The sequence below is a fragment of the Pseudomonas sp. NDM genome (assembly GCF_003105095.1).
GTDB lineage: Bacteria > Pseudomonadota > Gammaproteobacteria > Pseudomonadales > Pseudomonadaceae > Aquipseudomonas > Aquipseudomonas moraviensis_A.
Genome location: NZ_QETJ01000055.1, coordinates 12370 through 30072, shown reverse-complemented (window position 1 = coordinate 30072; position 17703 = coordinate 12370). Strand labels below are relative to the sequence as shown.

Annotated in this window: 15 protein-coding genes; 6 read left to right on the top strand and 9 right to left on the bottom strand. The window is 59.4% G+C overall.

Going from position 1 to position 17703, the window contains the following annotated elements; all coding sequences use genetic code 11:
* Positions 1-68: 68 nt before the first annotated feature.
* The gene (locus DCO47_RS13730; RefSeq protein WP_116658274.1) at positions 69-2387 is read right to left on the bottom strand and encodes a TonB-dependent siderophore receptor; all 2319 of its coding nucleotides are present in this window, start codon (positions 2385-2387) and stop codon (positions 69-71) included.
* A 207-nt stretch (positions 2388-2594) separates the two neighbouring features.
* On the opposite strand from DCO47_RS13730, the gene DCO47_RS13725 reads away from it, so the two are divergent.
* Both DCO47_RS13725 and DCO47_RS13720 read left to right on the top strand, forming a co-directional pair.
* Positions 2595-3275 carry a Fe2+-dependent dioxygenase gene (locus DCO47_RS13725; RefSeq protein ID WP_083354211.1) on the top strand — a complete coding sequence of 227 codons (681 nt, stop codon included), beginning with the start codon at positions 2595-2597 and terminating at the stop codon, positions 3273-3275.
* On the top strand, positions 3272-4027 hold the full coding sequence (locus tag DCO47_RS13720; RefSeq protein WP_116658273.1) for a tetratricopeptide repeat protein: 756 nt from the start codon (positions 3272-3274) through the stop codon (positions 4025-4027). Before DCO47_RS13725 ends, DCO47_RS13720 begins: the two co-directional genes overlap by 4 nt.
* 264 nt (positions 4028-4291) lie before the next feature.
* Here the strand turns inward: DCO47_RS13720 and DCO47_RS13715 are convergent, their stop codons facing one another.
* From DCO47_RS13715 to DCO47_RS13690, 5 genes are all read right to left on the bottom strand, one after another.
* Complete coding sequence (locus DCO47_RS13715) at positions 4292-5455, bottom strand: type III PLP-dependent enzyme (protein ID WP_016771733.1); 1164 nt, start codon at positions 5453-5455, stop codon at positions 4292-4294.
* 650 nt (positions 5456-6105) lie between these two features.
* Positions 6106-7263: a betaine/proline/choline family ABC transporter ATP-binding protein gene (locus DCO47_RS13705; RefSeq protein WP_039759487.1), complete on the bottom strand. Its 1158-nt coding sequence runs from the start codon at positions 7261-7263 to the stop codon at positions 6106-6108.
* A complete protein-coding gene (locus DCO47_RS13700) occupies positions 7260-7913 on the bottom strand; it encodes an ABC transporter permease (RefSeq protein WP_042608800.1) in 654 nt (217 codons plus the stop codon). The genes DCO47_RS13705 and DCO47_RS13700 overlap by 4 nt, the downstream gene beginning before the upstream one ends.
* Before the next feature lie 13 nt (positions 7914-7926).
* Positions 7927-8820 carry a glycine betaine ABC transporter substrate-binding protein gene (locus DCO47_RS13695; RefSeq protein WP_116658271.1) on the bottom strand — a complete coding sequence of 298 codons (894 nt, stop codon included), beginning with the start codon at positions 8818-8820 and terminating at the stop codon, positions 7927-7929.
* A gap of 21 nt (positions 8821-8841) precedes the next feature.
* On the bottom strand, positions 8842-9531 hold the full coding sequence (locus tag DCO47_RS13690) for an ABC transporter permease (protein WP_172667905.1): 690 nt from the start codon (positions 9529-9531) through the stop codon (positions 8842-8844).
* A 450-nt stretch (positions 9532-9981) separates the two neighbouring features.
* Here DCO47_RS13690 and DCO47_RS13685 point away from each other — a divergent pair, with 450 nt between their 5' ends.
* The 4 genes from DCO47_RS13685 to DCO47_RS13670 all read left to right on the top strand — a co-directional run bounded on the left by DCO47_RS13685 (position 9982) and on the right by DCO47_RS13670 (position 14619).
* A complete protein-coding gene (locus DCO47_RS13685; RefSeq protein WP_016771727.1) occupies positions 9982-11565 on the top strand; it encodes a peptide chain release factor 3 in 1584 nt (527 codons plus the stop codon).
* A 305-nt stretch (positions 11566-11870) separates the two neighbouring features.
* Positions 11871-12341 (top strand): hypothetical protein, encoded by a 471-nt coding sequence (locus tag DCO47_RS13680; RefSeq protein WP_116658270.1) that lies wholly within the window; start codon positions 11871-11873, stop codon positions 12339-12341.
* Positions 12342-13014: 673 nt separating this feature from the next.
* Positions 13015-14196, top strand: a complete 1182-nt coding sequence (locus tag DCO47_RS13675; protein ID WP_116658269.1) for an MFS transporter — start codon at positions 13015-13017, stop codon at positions 14194-14196.
* A 159-nt stretch (positions 14197-14355) separates the two neighbouring features.
* Positions 14356-14619 (top strand): hypothetical protein, encoded by a 264-nt coding sequence (locus DCO47_RS13670; RefSeq protein ID WP_042608795.1) that lies wholly within the window; start codon positions 14356-14358, stop codon positions 14617-14619.
* Between the two features lie 192 nt (positions 14620-14811).
* On the opposite strand, the gene DCO47_RS13665 is transcribed toward DCO47_RS13670, so the two are convergent.
* Genes DCO47_RS13665 through DCO47_RS13655 form a run of 3 tightly spaced genes read right to left on the bottom strand, consistent with a single transcriptional unit; the run spans position 14812 to position 17697 of the window.
* On the bottom strand, positions 14812-15792 hold the full coding sequence (locus DCO47_RS13665) for a peptide ABC transporter ATP-binding protein (protein WP_042608794.1): 981 nt from the start codon (positions 15790-15792) through the stop codon (positions 14812-14814).
* A complete protein-coding gene (locus DCO47_RS13660) occupies positions 15792-16760 on the bottom strand; it encodes an ABC transporter ATP-binding protein (protein WP_016771722.1) in 969 nt (322 codons plus the stop codon). Before DCO47_RS13660 ends, DCO47_RS13665 begins: the two co-directional genes overlap by 1 nt.
* Before the next feature lie 10 nt (positions 16761-16770).
* A complete protein-coding gene (locus tag DCO47_RS13655; protein ID WP_016771721.1) occupies positions 16771-17697 on the bottom strand; it encodes an ABC transporter permease subunit in 927 nt (308 codons plus the stop codon).
* Positions 17698-17703: the final 6 nt, after the last annotated feature.

Genomic DNA, 17703 nt, shown 5'->3' with positions numbered 1-17703 from the left:
AGAGGGATTGATGCTGACTGCCACACCGCTATCGCGAGCAGGCTCACTCCTACAGGTTTCCACAGCAATCAGAAGTGGAAGTTGGTACTCAACAGCGCCGTACGTCCCGCCGCCTGATTGGCGAAGTGGGTCGAGAAGGCTTTGTCGTAATAGGTTTCGTCAGTCAGGTTCTGCACGTTGAGTTGCAGGTCGACGTTCTTGGTCAGCTTGTAGGCCGCCATCGCGTCGTAACGTACGTACGAGTCGACCATCGTTGTATTCGCCACACTGCCATAGACGTCGTCGACGTAGAACGCGCCACCACCGATGGTCAGCTTTGGCGTGACCTGATAGGTGGTCCACAGGCTGGCGCTGTTTTTCGGTGTGTTCGGCAGATCGTTGCCGTCGTTGGCGCGACCCAGCGGGCCGCCGTCGACCTGTTCGCTGTCCATGAAGGCGTAACCGGCGAACACCTGCCACTTGTCGGTGATCCTGCCGCTGGCCGACAGTTCGAAACCTTGCACGCGAGTCTTGCCGGCGTTCTCGTAGGAGCTGGTGTCGACCTGCACGCGAGCGTTTTCCTTCTCGGTGCGGAAGATGTCGGCGGTCAGCGACAGGCGATCATTGAGCAGATCCCACTTGGTGCCGATCTCGTAGTTCCTGGTGGTTTCCGGCTCCATGTCGCTGCTCAGCAGGTTGCCGCTGCGATCCGGCGTACCGCCCAGCGGATTGCCTTCCTGACCTTCGCCCAAGGTGTTGCCCGGCGGCGTCGCCGAGGTCGCGTAGGAAGCATAGATGCTGCCGTTTTCCGCCGGCTTGTAGACCACGCCGAACTGGCCGGTGACGAACTCGCTGGTGTCATCGCCCTTGGAGGTGGTGCGGCCAGCGGCGTTGTAGGTCTTGTAATCGGTGTCGAAGTGGTCGTAACGCAGGCCCATGTTCACCAGCCATTGCTCGGACAATTCCAGCGTGTCGAATACGTACAGCGCGTAGGTATCGGCCTGGGTGTCGGTGCCGGCGTAGTTGCGCGAAATCGCGCCGTTCCACGGATCGTTCGGGTTCGGGTTCGACAGCGAGGTGCAGTTGTAACCGCTGGCCGCGCCGATCAGGCCCGGGTTGCAGTTGGTGCTGGAGTTGCCCGGTGTGCGCGGTGTGGTGTCGGTGTTGACGTTGTACGAGGATTTTTCGCTCTGCTCACGGGTGTACTCGACACCGGTGGAGAAGCTGTTCTTGAAACCGGCCACGTAAAAGGTGCCGAACAGGTCGGTCTGGTTGGTGGTGGTTTCGGTGTTGCTCACCCGTGTGTTGGCGCGACGCCAGACGCTGCCATTGTTGACGTTGCCCTTGCTGTCGTCCGGCTGGGTGAGGATGTAATCCTGCATGCTGGTGCCGTGGCGCAGGGTGTTCTTGATGGTCAGCGCATCGTTCAGGTCGTGCTCGATGGCGAAGGTCGCGGTGTCGGTGCGGCCCTTGCGGAAGTCGCGATCCAGACCGTAGAAGTTGTCGTGATCGCCACCGGCGTACGGCTTGTCCGGGTTGGACTTGGTGCGTGCGGCCGAACCACCGGTTGGGATGGTGTACGGGATGCCCGAGTCCGGAGTGTCGTTGCTTTCCAGGTGGTAGTAGTCGAGGTTGACGCGGGTATCGGTACCCAGGCCGAAAGCCAGGGAGGGTGCTATGCCCCAGCGGTCGTAATCGACCTTGTCGCGACCGGCGACGTTGCTCTCATGGCTCATCAGGTTGAGACGGCCAGCAGCGCTGTCGCTGAACTGGTAGTTGCCGTCGAGGGTGTAGCGCTGGGTCTGGTCGGAGCCGTAGGTGAAGCCGCCGTCGAACGAGTTGCCCAGGTGCGCTTTCTTGCTCACCAGGTTAATGCTGCCACCGGCTGCGCCACGACCGCCAATGGCCGAGTTCGGGCCTTTGCTGACTTCGATGTTTTCCACGGCGAAGATCTCGCGGCTCTGCGATCCGGTGTCACGCACGCCGTCCAGATAGGTGTCACCCTGAGCGTCGAAGCCACGAATGAACGGCCGATCGCCCTGGGGGTTGCCGCCTTCACCGGCACCGAAGGTGATGCCCGGCACGGTACGCAGTGCGTCCTGCATGTTCAGCGCGCCGGTGTCCTTGAGCACTTGTTGCGGGATGACGGTGACCGAGCGCGGCGTGTCGACCAGCGGCGCGGTGTACTTGGGTGAGGAGGCTTTTTCGACCTGGTAGGAGGTCGCGTCCTGGGCTTCGCCGGTGATGGCGGTAGCGTCCAGGGCGATGGCATTGCCGGACGCTTTGCTGTCGGTTTTTTCCGCTGCAAAGACCATCTGCCCCGCAGAGCCGGCGGTGATTGCGACACCGATTGCCGAGGCGAGCAGACGTGGTGAACTGACCGGTAGTTGTGCGTGTTGACGTGCCATTTTTATTCCCCTCCCCAAGGATTTGAGGCGGCGGAATATAGGGTAAACAGGTATTCGTATCAATTGCGAAACATTGTTATTCGCATTGAATTTACATTCTTTACAATTTGCCCTTACGGTTTCTGTCCGTTCATTCGTCTTGCGGGTTTTACACGGTCAATAAGAATCAATACCATTGCCGCCTTCTTGCCATCAGGTGACATTGCCATGCTGCTGCACATTCCCGGGCTGTTCGCAAAAGACGAAGTGCAGCGCATCCGCCGGGCCCTGGAGCAGGCGGACTGGGCCGATGGCAAGATCACTGCGGGCTTCCAGTCGGCCAAGGCCAAGCACAACCTGCAATTGCCCGAAGGCCATCCGCTGGCCAAGGAAATCGGCGCGGCGATGCTTGAGCGGCTGTGGAAAAATCCGCTGTTCATGTCCGCCGCATTGCCGCACAAAGTCTTTCCACCGTTGGTGAACTGTTACACCGCCGGCGGCAGTTTCGATTTCCATATCGACAATGCCGTACGCCAGCCCAAGGGCAGCATCGAGCGTGTGCGCACCGATCTGTCGGCGACGCTGTTCTTCAGCGAGCCGGAAGATTACGACGGCGGCGAGCTGGAGATTCAGGACACCTACGGCAGCCAGCGAGTGAAGTTGCCGGCCGGCGACATGGTGTTGTATCCGGGCACTAGTTTGCACAAGGTCAATGCCGTCACTCGCGGCGCACGTTATGCGTCGTTTTTCTGGACACAAAGCCTGGTGCGCGAAGACAGCCAGCGCGCATTGCTGTTCGAGATGGACGCGGCGATTCAGCAACTGACCCAGGACGTCCCCGATCATCCCTCGCTGATCCGCCTCACCGGCACTTATCACAACCTGCTGCGGCGGTGGGTCGAGGTATGAGTTTCTTGCTACGCCGCGAGGAAGTCCTCGATGCCGCCGGGTTGGCGGCGATGCTTGAAGAAAGCCCGGCTCGAGCGGCGCAGGCGATTTTGCTGGCGGCGGGTGAGGGCGAGGTTGAAGCGCAGGCGCTGCTCGGGCAGATCCTGCTCGACGGCCATGGCATCGCGCAGGATCAAGCGCTGGCGCTGCGCTGGTTTGCCATCGCCGCCGGACGCGGGCACCTGATGGCGCGCAACATGCTCGGACGTTGCCATGAGCATGGTTGGGGTTGTGCGGCGGATGCCTCGGTGGCGGCGCAGCATTATCGAATCGCCGCCGAGGCGGGCCTGGACTGGGCGATGTACAACCTCGCCAATCTGCTGGCGACCGGGCGCGGGGTGACGGCTGATCATCTGCAGGCGTTGGTGTTGTATCGACGCGCGGCTGAGTTGGGCCATGCCAAATCGATGAATCTGCTTGGGCGCTATCTGGAGGAGGGGCAGGTGTGTCCGGCGGATCCGCCAGCGGCGCGTGACTGGTATCGGCGCTCGGCTGAAGCGGGGGATTTTCGTGGGCAGTTCAGTTATGCGGCGGTGTTGGCGGGTGAAGGACGGATTGATGAGGCGGTCGACTGGCTTGAGAAAGCCTTGGCCGGCGGTAATCTGAATTTCTTGCGGGTGGCGAGTCAGACGCTGGCTGATGCGACAGATCTGCGGATTCAGGTGATGGCTAGTCAGTATGCCGCTCGGTATGCAGAGTTGCAGCGCGGCTGAAACCGCAAAGCCCTCACCCTAGCCCTCTCCCAGGAGGAGAGGGGACTGACCGCGTCGTTCCTGCGCTATACATCGACCTGAAATATCCAGTCGAACTCAATTTTGAAAAGCATGCACATCGGCTCCCTCTCCCTCGGGAGAGGGCTGGGGTGAGGGGCTTCGGTCTCAAGTGCAAATGAACCCCCAGCCGAACACCCACAAAAAAGCCCACAACATCGTGGGCTTTTCACTTGCAGCTAGCAGCTTGAAACTTGCCGCTGCCTCTTACACGTAAAACGACTTCAACGGCGGAAAGCCATTGAATTCAACCGCGCTATAGCTGGTGGTGTACGCACCGGTCGACAACCAGTACAGGCGGTCACCAATCGCCAGATTCAGCGGCAGACCGTACTTGTAGTTCTCATACATGATGTCGGCGCTGTCACAGGTCGGGCCGGCGATCACGACTTCTTCCATCTCGCCTTTCTTCTCGGTCCAGATCGGGAACTTGATCGCTTCGTCCATGGTTTCGATCAGGCCGGAGAACTTGCCCACATCGGTATACACCCAGCGCTCGACGGCAGTGCGCGACTTGCGTGCAACCAGCACCACTTCGCTGACCAGAATACCGGCGTTGGCGATCAGCGAACGGCCCGGCTCGAGAATGATTTCCGGCAGATCATCACCGAAGTCTTCCTTGAGGAAGCGGATGATTTCTTCGGCGTAGGTTTCCAGGCTGTTGGTGCGGGTGATGTAGTTGGCCGGGAAGCCACCGCCCATGTTGATCAGCTTCAGATGAATGCCGTCTTCTTCTTTCAGGCGTTCGAAAATCACTTTGACCTTGGCGATCGCCGCGTCCCAGACGCTGATGTCGCGCTGTTGCGAGCCGACGTGGAAGGAGATGCCGTACGGCACCAGACCGAGGTCGCGGGCGAGGATCAGCAGGTCCATGGCCATGTCGGTCTGGCAGCCGAATTTGCGCGACAGCGGCCAGTCAGCTGTGGTCGAGCCTTCAGTCAGAATACGCACATAGACTTTCGAGCCCGGGGCAGCCTTGGCGATGTTGCGCAGGTCGGCTTCGGAGTCGGTGGAGAACAGACGCACACCCTTCTCGTAGAAGTAGCGGATGTCCTTGGATTTCTTGATGGTATTGCCGTAGCTGATGCGGTCCGGGCTGACGCCACGATCCATTACTTTGTCCAGCTCGTAGATCGAGGCGATGTCGAAGCTCGAACCCTTGTCTTTGAGCAGGTCGATGATCTCGACGGCAGGGTTGGCCTTGACCGCATAGTAGACCTTGGCGAATTCGAAACCGGCACGCAGGTCATCGTAGGCCTGGGCGATCATCGCGGTGTCGATCACCACGAACGGGGTTTCCTGTTTGTCGGCGAACGCCTTCATTTTGTCGAATGTAGCGCGCGCGAAATAGTCTTCGACCTGGATCGACATGCTGGGAACTCCTACTGGCAAACTGTAATTAACAATGGGTGCATGAACGTCCTCCGTATCCCCACTTTGGTTCGCCTACTTCCCAAGGCATGTCGCCGAAAGCAAAAAGGCCCAGAGATGTGCCGCTATCCCTTGGCCTTGCTGTCTCGTCGTCAGTACTTGAGCCGGATGGATCGTTTCCAGCATGGACGTTCGGCGCGAACTTTAGGGCGTGAGGGGCGTGAGATCAACTAAAAATGTCGCGTTTTTGCACGCTTCTGACGTGCGTCGCGTTCATCACTCCTTGTACCCGACCGAGATGACGGACAGATGTTCCCGAGGGATTTTCGAGTGTTAAACATATCTGCACGTTCGGGGTTTTTGTCAGCCAAGTTGTCGATAAGTCTGATGACTACAACATCGGCGACGTTCCCGGCATTAGTGCTGATTCAGAGGCTTTTCAGCTGAAACGCTGAAGACGATGGCGAGAGCAGAAGACGCCGCGTTGTTGAGATTCTTTTCCAGCCATTGCATTCGCCGAAAACCTGTGGCGAGGGAGCTTGCTCCCGCTGGACTGCGAAGCGGTCCTCGCTTTTTTTCAAAGAAGGGCCGCTGCGCGACCCAGCGGGAGCAAGCTCCCTCGCCACAGTTGCAGTATTCGGTCCGGAGGATTACGCGACCACGGTCTCAGCTGGCGAGACGATGTTGGTCTTCATTCCTCGCGAACGTCCCGAGCTTAGGTAGGCCGCAATCGACTCCTGCGTCACCTCGCCGAGGAACACCCGTTCCGCGTCCATCACCGGCAGCCAGGCGCGGTTGAACTCGTACATGCGCGACAGCAGGATGCGCAGGTGCTCGTCGTACGCCGCCGTGGCGTTGAATTCACGCAGGAATTGCGCACAGGTGCCGGTCTGGCGATGCAGGTCGCGACGGCGCACGTAACCCAGCGCCTTGTTCTCGGCGCAGGTGACCACCACGTAGCGACGGTCGTGCTCGTCCATCAATTCCAGCGCATCGGCCACTGGCGTTTCCGGGCTCACCGACGGCGCGTTGTCCGCCGCGTCTTCAGCCTTCACCAATAGCAAGCGCTTGAGGGTGCTGTCCTGGCCGACGAAGTTGCTGACGAAATCGTCCGCCGGATGCGCCAGCAGGGTGTCGGGATGATCGATCTGCAGCAGTTTGCCGGCGCGGAAAATGGCGATCTTGTCGCCCAGCTTGATGGCTTCGTCGATATCGTGGCTGACCATGATCACGGTCTTGTTCAGCGCGCGCTGCATCTCGAAGAATTCGTTCTGGATCATCTCGCGGTTGATCGGGTCGACGGCGCCGAACGGCTCGTCCATCAACAGCAGCGGAGCATCTGCAGCCAATGCGCGGATCACGCCGATCCGCTGTTGCTGACCACCGGACAGTTCCCGCGGATAACGATGCAGATACTGCTTGGGCTCAAGCTTGATCATGCTCATCAGTTCGCGGGCGCGGTCGTGGCATTTCTGTTTGTCCCAGCCGAGCAGTTTCGGCACGACGACGATGTTCTCTTCGATGGTCATGTTCGGGAACAGACCGATCTGCTGGATCACGTAACCGATGTTGCGGCGCAGGGTCACCTCGTCGAGATCGGTGGTGTCCTCGCCGTTGATGAGGATCTTGCCCGAGGTCGGTTTGATCAGGCGGTTGATCATCTTCAGCGTGGTGCTTTTGCCGCAACCCGATGGCCCGAGGAACACGCAGATCTCGCCTTCATTGACGGTCAGGCTTACCGAGTCCACGGCTTTGACATCTTTGCCGTTGCTTTGGAAGGTCTTGCTGAGGTTTTGAAGTTCGATCATTTCAGGAGTCCTTTTGGAGTCAGCGAGCGTTGCAGCCACTGCAAAACGAGATCGGCGAAAATCGCCAGAAGACTGACCAGCAGCGCGCCGACGATAAGCATCGACATGTCACTGCGGCTGATGGAGGCGAGGATCAACACACCGAGGCCGCCGGCGCCGATGGTCGCGGCGATGGTCATCACGCCGATGTTCATCACCACGGCGGTACGCACACCGGCGAGGATCACCGGCACCGCAATCGGCAGTTCGACCATGCGCAGGCGCTGGCCGAAGGTCATGCCGATACCCCGTGCAGCTTCACGGATGCCCGGTTCAACGCCAGTCAGGGCGAGATAGGTGTTGCGCATGATCGGCAGCAACGAATACAGGAACACCGCAGTGATCGCCGGCAGTGGCCCCAGGCCCTGGCCGAACTTGGAGTAGAACGGCAGCAGCAGGCCGAACAGGGCAATCGACGGCACAGTCAGCAGCACCGTGGCGCTGGCCTGCAAGGGGCCGGCGAGGCTCGGAAAGCGCGTCATCAGAATGCCCAGCGGCACGCCGATGACAATCGCCAGGGTCACGGCGATGCCGACCAGGGTGATGTGCTGCCAGGTCAGGTGCATCACCTGCTGCCAGTCGAGATGGGAAAAGGCGTTCAGAAATTCCATGACTTCTCCTCTCTTAATTCAGTGGGTGCTGGCGCAGGAAATCGGCGGCAACGGACGATGGGCTTTCGTGGTCGACATCCACCCGCGCGTTGAGCTGGCGCATGGTTTCGTCATCGAACAGTTCAGCCAGTGGCTTGAGTTGCTCGGCCAGTTTCGGGTTGGCGTCCAGCGTGGCCTGACGCACCACGGGAGCTGCGGTGTAGTCGGGGAAGTAATGCTTGTCGTCTTCCAGCAATTTCAGGCCGAAGGCGTTGAGGCGGCCGTCGGTGGTGTAGACCAGACCGGCAAATACCTGACCGTTGCGCAGCGCGGTGTAGACCAGGCCGGCGTCCATCTGACGGATGTTCTTGCGGGTCAGGTTCATGTCGTAGAGCTTGACCATGCCGTCGAGACCGTCGGAGCGATTGGCGAACTCGGTATCCAGCGCCACCAGATGATTGGTCTTGGCTTCCGCACGCAGCACTTCGTTGAGCTGGCTGATGTTGTTGATCTGCGGATATTCCTCGGCGACTTTTTTCGGCAGGGCCAGGGCGTAGGTGTTGCTGAATTTCGACGGCGTCAGCCAGATCAGGCCTTTTTTTGCGTCGAGTTCTTTGACTCGAGCGTAGGACTGCGCGCTGTCGAGTTTTTCCGTGACATGGTTGTAGGCCACCAGTGACACGCCGGTGTATTCCCAGAGCAGGTCCAACTGGCCGCTTTCGTGGGCGCTGCGGGCGAGGTTGCTGCCCAGACCGCCAGTGATCTGCGCGTCGTAGCCTTTGCTGCGCAGGTATTGCGCGGTGATTTCGGCGAGCAGGGTCTGCTCGGTAAATACCCGCGCGCCAAGGCGGATGACCGGTTTTTCGGCGGCTTGCGCCGATCCTGCGAACAGCAGGACGCAGCCTAAGATCAAACTAAGACGTTTCATGAATATTCCTTCGCAAGAGCCTTAAGACGGGCGCAAACCGCGTTCCAGCCAGAGACGGCTGGCGAGGGTGACCACGCCATCGAGCAACAGCGCCAGCAGCGCGGTGCACGCGGCGCCGAGCAGCAGTTGCGGCTGATTGTTCAGGGCGATGCCGGGGAAAATCAGGCTGCCGAGGCTGTTGGCGCCGATCAGGAACGCCAGCGGCGCGGTGCCGACGTTGATGGCCAGTGCGACACGCACGCCACCGACGATGATCGGCACGGCGTTGGGCAATTCGACTTTCCACAACACCTGGCGCGGGGTCATGCCGATGCCGACGGCGGCTTCTTTTAGTGAGCCCTGAACGTTTTTCAGGCCTTCGTAGGTATTGCGCACGATCGGCAACAGCGAGGCGAGGAACAGCGCAAAGATTGCCGGGCCACTGCCGATGCCGAGGATGCCCAGCGCGATCGCGAGCACGGCCAGCGGTGGCACGGTGTTGCCGATATTGAAGATCTGCATGAAGCGTTCGGCGCGGCCGACCATGGTCGGGCGGCTGAGGAAGATGCCGGCGGGGATGCCCACGACAAGGGCGGCCAGCATGGACGCGAGGACAAGAATCAGATGAGCTTGCAGGTAAAACAACAAATCGTCGCGGTAGTGTTCGATCGTGTTGATGCCGATCCAGTGGACCAGCAGGGCCAGGAGCGCGATCACCACCGCACCTCCCATCAGCCCTTTGCCATAGCGGATAGCCACAGGCGGACTCCTTTTTTTGTAGTCGGCGAGCGCTGCTCCGCGTGGCAAGACCATTCCTGGTTGCCGAAGTCAGCGTTCGCGAAAAGTAGCCGTTTTCCAGCACCGGCCAAGCGGCGTGAAAGCGAGCCATGAGCGCAGCCTCGTCAGGCTAACTTGCTGATTTTTCAGCCCCTGACGAAGATTCGTAACAGGGGATGGACGTCTCCAGGCTTTAAAAGGTTCCCACGTTAGACACTATTTGGCCACCCTGTTGGCGCTGCCGAAGGCTGCGATCTTTTGACTTTGCTGCTGAAAACAAGATCAAAAGATCGCCGCCTGCGGCAGCTCCTGCGGGGTTTCGCGCGGCCGAGGGACGGTGGTTCGGCGATCACTTTTTAAGCTATACTCGCCGCCCTTTTTTGAATCACCGCCAGGCGATTTCCCATGACCCAACAGGCCGCCGAAGTCGCGAAACGCCGCACTTTCGCCATTATTTCCCACCCCGATGCCGGTAAAACCACGATCACCGAAAAGCTCCTGTTGATGGGCAAGGCGATTGCAGTGGCCGGTACGGTGAAATCCCGTAAATCCGATCGCCATGCGACATCCGACTGGATGGAGATGGAGAAGCAGCGGGGTATTTCCATTACCACGTCGGTCATGCAGTTCCCCTATCGCGAACACATGATCAACCTGCTCGATACGCCGGGCCACGAAGACTTCTCCGAAGACACCTACCGCACCCTGACGGCGGTGGACTCGGCGTTGATGGTTCTCGACGGCGGTAAGGGTGTAGAGCCACGGACCATCGCGCTGATGGACGTCTGCCGTCTGCGTGACACGCCGATCGTCAGCTTCATCAACAAACTCGACCGCGACATCCGCGACCCGATCGAACTGCTCGACGAAATCGAAGCCGTTCTGAAGATCAAGGCGGCGCCGATCACCTGGCCGATCGGTTGCTATCGCGACTTCAAAGGCGTGTATCACCTGGCCGATGACTACATCATTGTCTACACCGCCGGTCACGGTCACGAACGCACCGAAACCAAGATCATCGAAAAACTCGACTCCGACGAAGCGCGCGCGCACCTGGGCGACGAGTACGAGCGCTTCATCGAACAGCTGGAACTGGTGCAGGGCGCCTGCCACGAGTTCAACCAGCAGGAATTCCTCGACGGTCAACTGACCCCGGTGTTTTTCGGTACCGCACTGGGCAACTTCGGTGTCGACCACGTGCTCGATGCTGTCGTCGATTGGGCGCCGCGCCCGCTGGCCCGTGTGGCCAACGAGCGTACTGTCGAGCCGGTGGAAGAGAAGTTCTCGGGCTTCATCTTCAAGATCCAGGCGAACATGGACCCGAAACACCGCGACCGCATCGCCTTCATGCGTATCTGCTCCGGCAAGTACGAAAAAGGCATGAAGATGCGTCATGTGCGTACCGGCAAGGACGTGCGCATCGGCGACGCCCTGACGTTCTTCTCCTCCGAGCGTGAACAGCTCGAAGAAGCCTATGCCGGCGACATCATCGGCCTGCACAACCACGGCACCATCCAGATCGGCGACACCTTCAGCGAAGGCGAAGTCCTCGGTTTCACCGGCATCCCGCACTTCGCCCCGGAACTGTTCCGTCGTGTGCGTCTGCGTGATCCGCTGAAATCCAAGCAATTGCGTCAGGGCCTGCAGCAGTTGGCGGAAGAGGGCGCGACCCAGGTGTTCTTCCCCGAGCGCAGCAACGACATCATTCTCGGCGCCGTGGGTGTACTGCAGTTCGATGTGGTCGCCAGCCGTTTGAAAGAGGAATACAAAGTCGAGTGTTCATATGAGCCGATCACCGTGTATTCCGCGCGCTGGATCGAGTGCGACGACAAGAAGAAGCTTGAGGAATTTTCCAACAAGGCGGTGGAGAACCTCGCGCTGGATGGCGGTGGTCATCTGACCTATCTGGCGCCGACGCGGGTGAATCTGGCGTTGATGGAAGAGCGCTGGCCGGATGTGAAATTCCGCGCGACGCGTGAGCATCATTAAGCGCTGAGCTTGCTTGATCGAAAGCCCCCTAGGTGAATGCCTTGGGGGCTTTTTGTTGCCTGCTGTTTTTGGCGGCTTGTCCCGCTACCTCAGAGAGCGGCTATTCATCGGTGTATCAAAGAGGAACTGTCGCCTTTAAGTTGGCATGGAAACAAAAAATAAAGCAGCCAAATGGACATTCAACCTAGTGCCTTTTGCATGTTTCAAATGCGATGTCAACTGTCAGGTCTTACAGTGGCGCCAATACGGTATAGCGATTATAAGCATCAAGGGGTATAGCCCCTGAAACTACTCGGAGAAACACCATGAAAGTCACTACGTCTATCATTAATGAACTTCCTCCGCATCGTAAACCAATTGGTCAGATGGAATTCTCGATCGATGGAGTTGTATACAATCCAGTAGTGGGCGCGGGCTGGTTTGTAATCGACCCTAATGGTCGAGGCCAGGTGGGAGGAGTCATTCGAAATGATGATTCTGTTTTTTTTGAGTTCGCCGATATTGAACAAAGCCAAAGTGTCGAGGGGGCTTTTGGTACAGATCGGAAGTTCCATGCGTTTTTCAATCCTCATGATCCTTTGGAGACATGGGAAGCAGTGTCGGGCAATTATAAAGGCTTGATCAATTTGGAAGAGCGTGTAGTTCAAATGGACTTTGAATTTATTGCAAAGGCCGCGAATTCTGACCGGCAAAGCAAAATAACAGCATCGATGAAATTCAGGTTCGACGGGCCCGAGAACAAATCATTCGAGCGAGATTTTCGTCGTAAGAACTAATCAATGAAAGAATTTCCTCGGTTTTATGCCTGCGGCTTAATGTGGTCAGCCGCAGGTTTATATGGGTGGATCAACGTTGGGTATTTACCGTTAACAATGAATACGCCTGGACCCGCTCGCAGTTTTTTTCAATCCGCCGGTTTTCTGCTGTTTGCTTGATTAAACTTGTTCTCGCTGCGTTTAGCTGCGCCAGATTGTCTCAGCACTCCCACGCCCGGATCAATCCCTCCGCTCAGCGTTCCGACGTCGCCGGCGGATCAAGATCAAGAGCAGGCGAGCTGACACTCGGCCTATTGAGTGGAGAAAAGCGTGGGTGTTCGGCTTTTGATTTGCATTGTTGCTGCCCCTCACCCCAGCCCTCTCCCGAGGGAGAGGGAGCCGATTTTTGGATTTTTCAAAAGCTGTGTTCGACGCGGTATCGCACGTCGGCGTACCTCGCCCATACGCCTCGGTCAGTCCCCTCTCCCTCCGGGAGAGGGCTAGGGTGAGGGGCTTTTGATCTTCAGCGCCGCGTGAAAAACGGAGTTGCATCCAGGTCAGGTGATTTCTCTGTAAGGCATTTTCCTTCAGCGTCGTAGCCCTACTCTGCTTTTACTTTGCCCGACCCCACCCCCACGACATTCCAATCCAACCCGTCTACTGTTCAGCAACCCTCGCCCACAACGGACGTTACATGCTCAAAGGACTGACTCATCTGTTGCACCCCAACGGCTATTTCACCCCCATGGCCTGGGTCCTCGCGGCGCTGTTGTTCATCAATCGCCTCAGCGCCATGGTCAAGCTGTTCATGGCGTTGTACCTGCGTCAGGAACTGGGGTTGGCGATTGAAACCGTCGGCTGGTTGCTCTCGGCGTATGGCGCGGGGTTGTTGGTTGGTTCGATGCTTGGCGGTTGGCTCAGTGATCACGTGCGCACGGCGCGGCTGACGGCGGCGCTGTTTTTCGTTTCGGTGTGGGTGCTGGTGCTGTTGGGGCTGGTGACGCAGGTGCCGTGGCTGGCCGGTTTGTTGCTGCTCAGCGGAGTCATCGACGGGGCGATTCGCACTTTGCACCAGCGGCTGATCATGGAATATTGCGAAGTTGCGCAGCGCTCGCGGGCGCAAGCATTGAGTCGGGTGGCGCGCAATCTGGGCATGGCGGCTGCCGGGGTGGCGGGTGGGGTGTTGGCGCAGGCGGATTTTCGATGGGTGTTTTTTGTCAGCGCGGCGATGACCATGCTCGCGCTGCTGTGGTTCGTGCGCACGACGTGGCGGCGGCCGGTGCTGGTGCTTGAAGACGAATCCGCCGATGGCTCGAACGTGCCGCTTCGCGACAAGCCGTTCCTCTGGCTGCTGGCGGCGACGGCCGTGCTCGGCATTGCGTTCGACACTGTCTACAGCACGCTGGGCAATTATCTGCGTGACTACTACCACCTGAGCACAGAGGCGATCGGTTGGCAGTTCGGGCTCAATGCGCTGTTGGTGATCGCGCTGCAGATCCCGCTGTCGCACTCGGTCGAACGCTGGGGCTCGCGTTGGCAGATGCTTGTCGGCAGCGTGCTGTTGGCCTGTGGGCTGGGCATGTTGCCGTTCGGATCCGGGTTGGCATTTGTCTGTCTGTCGACACTGATATGGACCTTGGGCGAGGCCTTGTTCATGCCGCCGTTGAATGTACTGGCGATGCACTTTGCGCAGAGCGGCAAGTGTGGTCAGTACTTCGGCTTGTTCTTTATGAGCTGGAGTGCCAGCGCGCTATTGTCACCGGTGCTCAGCGGTCAGCTCTACGGCCAGTTTGGCGGGCACAGCGTGTGGCTGATGAGTGCGCTGCTGGTGCTGTTCTCCATTCCCCTGACTTGGCAGGCCACGCGAGCCGCTTAGCTGCATCGGTTATTACTGTTATTCGAAAGCAATCTGTGACTCTAGGGCATTTCTTTCCGCGTCGCCGCGTCCTAAGTGGTGAGCCGGGCGGATCGCGACTAGATTTCACACGAAGCCAGCCCGGCAAGCATGTCTTAGCGCAACAGGATGGAGTCGGCCATGAAAAGCAGATTGCTACGGATTTTGATGTTGTTGAAAGTGATGGTGATGCTGTCCCTCGGCACTGCAACGGCCTGGGCCGAGTGCGAGGATCACGATTCACAGGCGTTCAACGGCCAGGTCGGGCATAGCGGGCTGATGCTCGCCAAGTCCGAGGCGGAGCCGGGGGATATGAATCAGGGCGGCAGCGCCGATGATGACGACTCGACCACGGACGAGCCGGACACCGATGACCCGGATGACGAAGGCGATAGCCAGACATGAATCACCCGGCAAAGAAAAACCCCTTCTGCCTCGATTGATGCGCAATCGAGGTGGAAGGGGTTTGGTTAACTCTGGTTCGACGCAAATCCCCTGTAGGAGCTGCGGAACGCTGCGATCTTTTGATCTTGATTCTGAAAATCAAAAGATCGCAGCCTCGTTGCACTCGTCAGCTCCTACAGGTTTTGCTGTGGCTTACGCCGCGCCGTCGAGGAACTGTTCGGCGTAGTGGCAAGCCACCTGCCGGTTATCCAGTTCACGCAACAGCGGTTCTTCCGTGCTGCAACGCTCGGTCGCGTACGGGCAGCGCTTGTGGAACGCGCAACCCGGTGGCGGGTTCAGCGGGTTGGGCAGTTCGCCGACGATCTTGATTTTCGGCTTGTGCGGATCCGGGTGAATGGTCGGGGTCGCCGACAGCAGCGCCTGGGTGTACGGGTGCAGCGGGCGCTCGTAGATGTCGTTCTTCGGACCCAGTTCAACCGGGCGACCCAGATACATCACCATCACATCATCGGCCACGTGCTGCACCACCGCGAGGTTGTGCGAGATGAACACGTAGGCGGTGTTGAACTCCTGCTGCAGGTCCATGAACAGGTTGAGCACCTGGGCCTGAATCGACACGTCCAGCGCCGAAGTCGGTTCGTCCGCCACCAGCACTTTCGGCTGCAGCATCATGGCCCGGGCGAGGGCGATACGCTGACGCTGACCACCGGAGAACATGTGCGGATAGCGCTGGTAATGCTCGGGACGCAAGCCGACCTGCTTCATCATCGCTTGGACTTTCTCGCGACGCTCAGTGGCCGACAGTTTGGTGTTGATCAGCAGCGGTTCGGCCAGTTGATCACCGATTTTCTGCCGTGGGTTCAACGACGCATACGGGCTCTGGAACACCATCTGCACGTCTTTGCGCAGTTGCTTGCGCTCGGCCTTGTCGGCGCCGGCAACTTCCTGGCCGGCGATCTGCAGCGAGCCCGACGATGGCTCTTCAATCAGCGTCAGGGCGCGGGCGAGGGTGGATTTGCCGCAGCCCGATTCACCCACCACGGCGAGGGTCTTGCCGGCTTCCAGTTCGAACGACACGCCGTTGAGCGCGCGCACGGTGGCGTGGCCCTTGAACAGGCCACGGGAGACTTCATAGTGACGGGTCAGGTCGCGGGCGGTAAGTACGACGGCCATTACGCCACCTCCTGGTTCAGCGGGTAGAAGCAGCGGGCGAGGCTGTTGGCTTTCGGATCGAGGCCCGGACGCTGGGTGCGGCAATTGTCCTGCACGTACGGGCAGCGCGGCGACAGCAGGCAACCCTGCGGACGGTCGTAGCGGCCCGGGACGATGCCCGGCAGGGTCGACAGACGCGAGGCGCCGAGGCTGTGCTCGGGAATCGCCTTGAGCAATGCTTCGCTGTACGGGTGCGCCGGAATGTCGAACAGTTGCGGCACCTGGCCGACTTCAACGGCCTGGCCGGCGTACATCACGCAGACGCGCTGAGCGGTTTCGGCAACGACGGCGAGGTCGTGGGTGATCAGCACCAGGCCCATGTTCTGCTCTTTCTGCAACGCCAGCAGCAGATCCATGATCTGCGCCTGAATCGTTACGTCGAGGGCCGTGGTCGGTTCGTCGGCGATCAGCAGTTTCGGCTCGCCGGCGATCGCCATGGCGATCGCGACACGCTGGCTCATACCGCCAGACAGTTGATGCGGGTAGGCGTCCATACGGCTGGCCGCGCCCGGGATTTCCACTTTTTCCAGCAGTTCGATGGCACGCTTGCGCGCTTGCTTGCCGGACATTTTCAGGTGCAGGCGCAGCACTTCTTCGATCTGGAAACCGACGGTGTAGCTCGGGTTCAGTGCGGTCATCGGGTCCTGGAAAACCATCGACAGGTCTTTGCCAACGATCTGCCGACGCTGACGATTGCTCAGTTTGAGCATGTCCTTGCCGTCGAAGCTGAGTGAGTCGGCGGTGACGATGCCGGGATGCTCGATCAGACCCATCAGCGCCATCATGGTCACGGATTTACCCGAACCCGACTCGCCAACGATGGCCAGCACTTCGCCTTTGTCGACTTTCAGGTCGAGGCCGTCGACCACCGGCGTGGCGGTCTTGTCGCCGAAGCGGACGTTGAGATTCTTGATTTCTAGCAGTGACATTTGAATCTCCTCAGGCGGCGTTCTTGAGTTTCGGGTCCAGCGCATCGCGCAGGCCGTCGCCCATCAAGTTGATTGCCAGCACGCTGAGCAAAATGGTCAAACCAGGCAGACTTACGACCCACCAGGCGCGTTCGATGTAGTCGCGGGCCGAGGCCAGCATGGTGCCCCACTCAGGGGTTGGCGGTTGTACGCCGAGACCGAGGAAGCCCAGTGCGGCGGCATCGAGAATTGCCGAGGAGAAGCTCAGGGTCGCCTGCACGATCAGCGGCGCCATGCAGTTGGGCAGCACGGTGATGAACATCAGACGCGGCAGACCGGCACCGGCCAGGCGCGCGGCGGTGACGTAATCGCGGTTCAATTCGCCCATCACGGCAGCACGGGTCAGACGCACGTAGGACGGCAGGGAAACCACGGCAATCGCGATCACGGTGTTGATCAGGCCAGGGCCGAGGATGGCGACGATCGCCACAGCCAGCAGCAGCGACGGCAGGGCCAGCATGATGTCCATCAGACGCATGATGGTCGGGCCGACCACTTTCGGGAAGAAACCGGCGAACAGACCCAGCAGGATCCCCGGAATCAGCGACATCACCACCGACGACAAACCGATCAGCAGCGACAGGCGCGAGCCCTGGATCAGACGCGACAGCAGGTCACGGCCAAGTTCGTCGGTGCCGAGCAGGAACTGCATCTGCCCGCCTTCGAGCCACGCCGGCGGCGTCAGCAGGAAGTCACGGTATTGCTCGCTCGGGTTATGCGGCGCGACCCACGGCGCGAAGATCGCGCAGAAAATGATCAGCAGCATGAACAGCAGGCCGGCAACCGCGCCCTTGTTTTTCGAGAACGCTTGCCAGAATTCTTTGTACGGTGACGGGTACAGCAGGCTTTGATCCACGGCGGACGTGGCGGTGGCTACTGAGGAAGTTGGAGTGCTCATGGGTAT

Excerpts from the sequence above, each read along its gene's own strand:
- DCO47_RS13730 (WP_116658274.1), bottom strand. The coding sequence starts at position 2,387 with ATGGCACGTCAACACGCACAACTACCGGTCAGTTCACCACGTCTGCTC.
- DCO47_RS13725 (WP_083354211.1), top strand. The coding sequence starts at position 2,595 with ATGCTGCTGCACATTCCCGGGCTGTTCGCAAAAGACGAAGTGCAGCGC.
- DCO47_RS13720 (WP_116658273.1), top strand. The coding sequence starts at position 3,272 with ATGAGTTTCTTGCTACGCCGCGAGGAAGTCCTCGATGCCGCCGGGTTG.
- DCO47_RS13715 (WP_016771733.1), bottom strand. The coding sequence starts at position 5,455 with ATGTCGATCCAGGTCGAAGACTATTTCGCGCGCGCTACATTCGACAAA.
- DCO47_RS13705 (WP_039759487.1), bottom strand. The coding sequence starts at position 7,263 with ATGATCGAACTTCAAAACCTCAGCAAGACCTTCCAAAGCAACGGCAAA.
- DCO47_RS13700 (WP_042608800.1), bottom strand. The coding sequence starts at position 7,913 with ATGGAATTTCTGAACGCCTTTTCCCATCTCGACTGGCAGCAGGTGATG.
- DCO47_RS13695 (WP_116658271.1), bottom strand. The coding sequence starts at position 8,820 with ATGAAACGTCTTAGTTTGATCTTAGGCTGCGTCCTGCTGTTCGCAGGA.
- DCO47_RS13690 (WP_172667905.1), bottom strand. The coding sequence starts at position 9,531 with ATGGGAGGTGCGGTGGTGATCGCGCTCCTGGCCCTGCTGGTCCACTGG.
- DCO47_RS13685 (WP_016771727.1), top strand. The coding sequence starts at position 9,982 with ATGACCCAACAGGCCGCCGAAGTCGCGAAACGCCGCACTTTCGCCATT.
- DCO47_RS13680 (WP_116658270.1), top strand. The coding sequence starts at position 11,871 with ATGAAAGTCACTACGTCTATCATTAATGAACTTCCTCCGCATCGTAAA.
- DCO47_RS13675 (WP_116658269.1), top strand. The coding sequence starts at position 13,015 with ATGCTCAAAGGACTGACTCATCTGTTGCACCCCAACGGCTATTTCACC.
- DCO47_RS13670 (WP_042608795.1), top strand. The coding sequence starts at position 14,356 with ATGAAAAGCAGATTGCTACGGATTTTGATGTTGTTGAAAGTGATGGTG.
- DCO47_RS13665 (WP_042608794.1), bottom strand. The coding sequence starts at position 15,792 with ATGGCCGTCGTACTTACCGCCCGCGACCTGACCCGTCACTATGAAGTC.
- DCO47_RS13660 (WP_016771722.1), bottom strand. The coding sequence starts at position 16,760 with ATGTCACTGCTAGAAATCAAGAATCTCAACGTCCGCTTCGGCGACAAG.
- DCO47_RS13655 (WP_016771721.1), bottom strand. The coding sequence starts at position 17,697 with ATGAGCACTCCAACTTCCTCAGTAGCCACCGCCACGTCCGCCGTGGAT.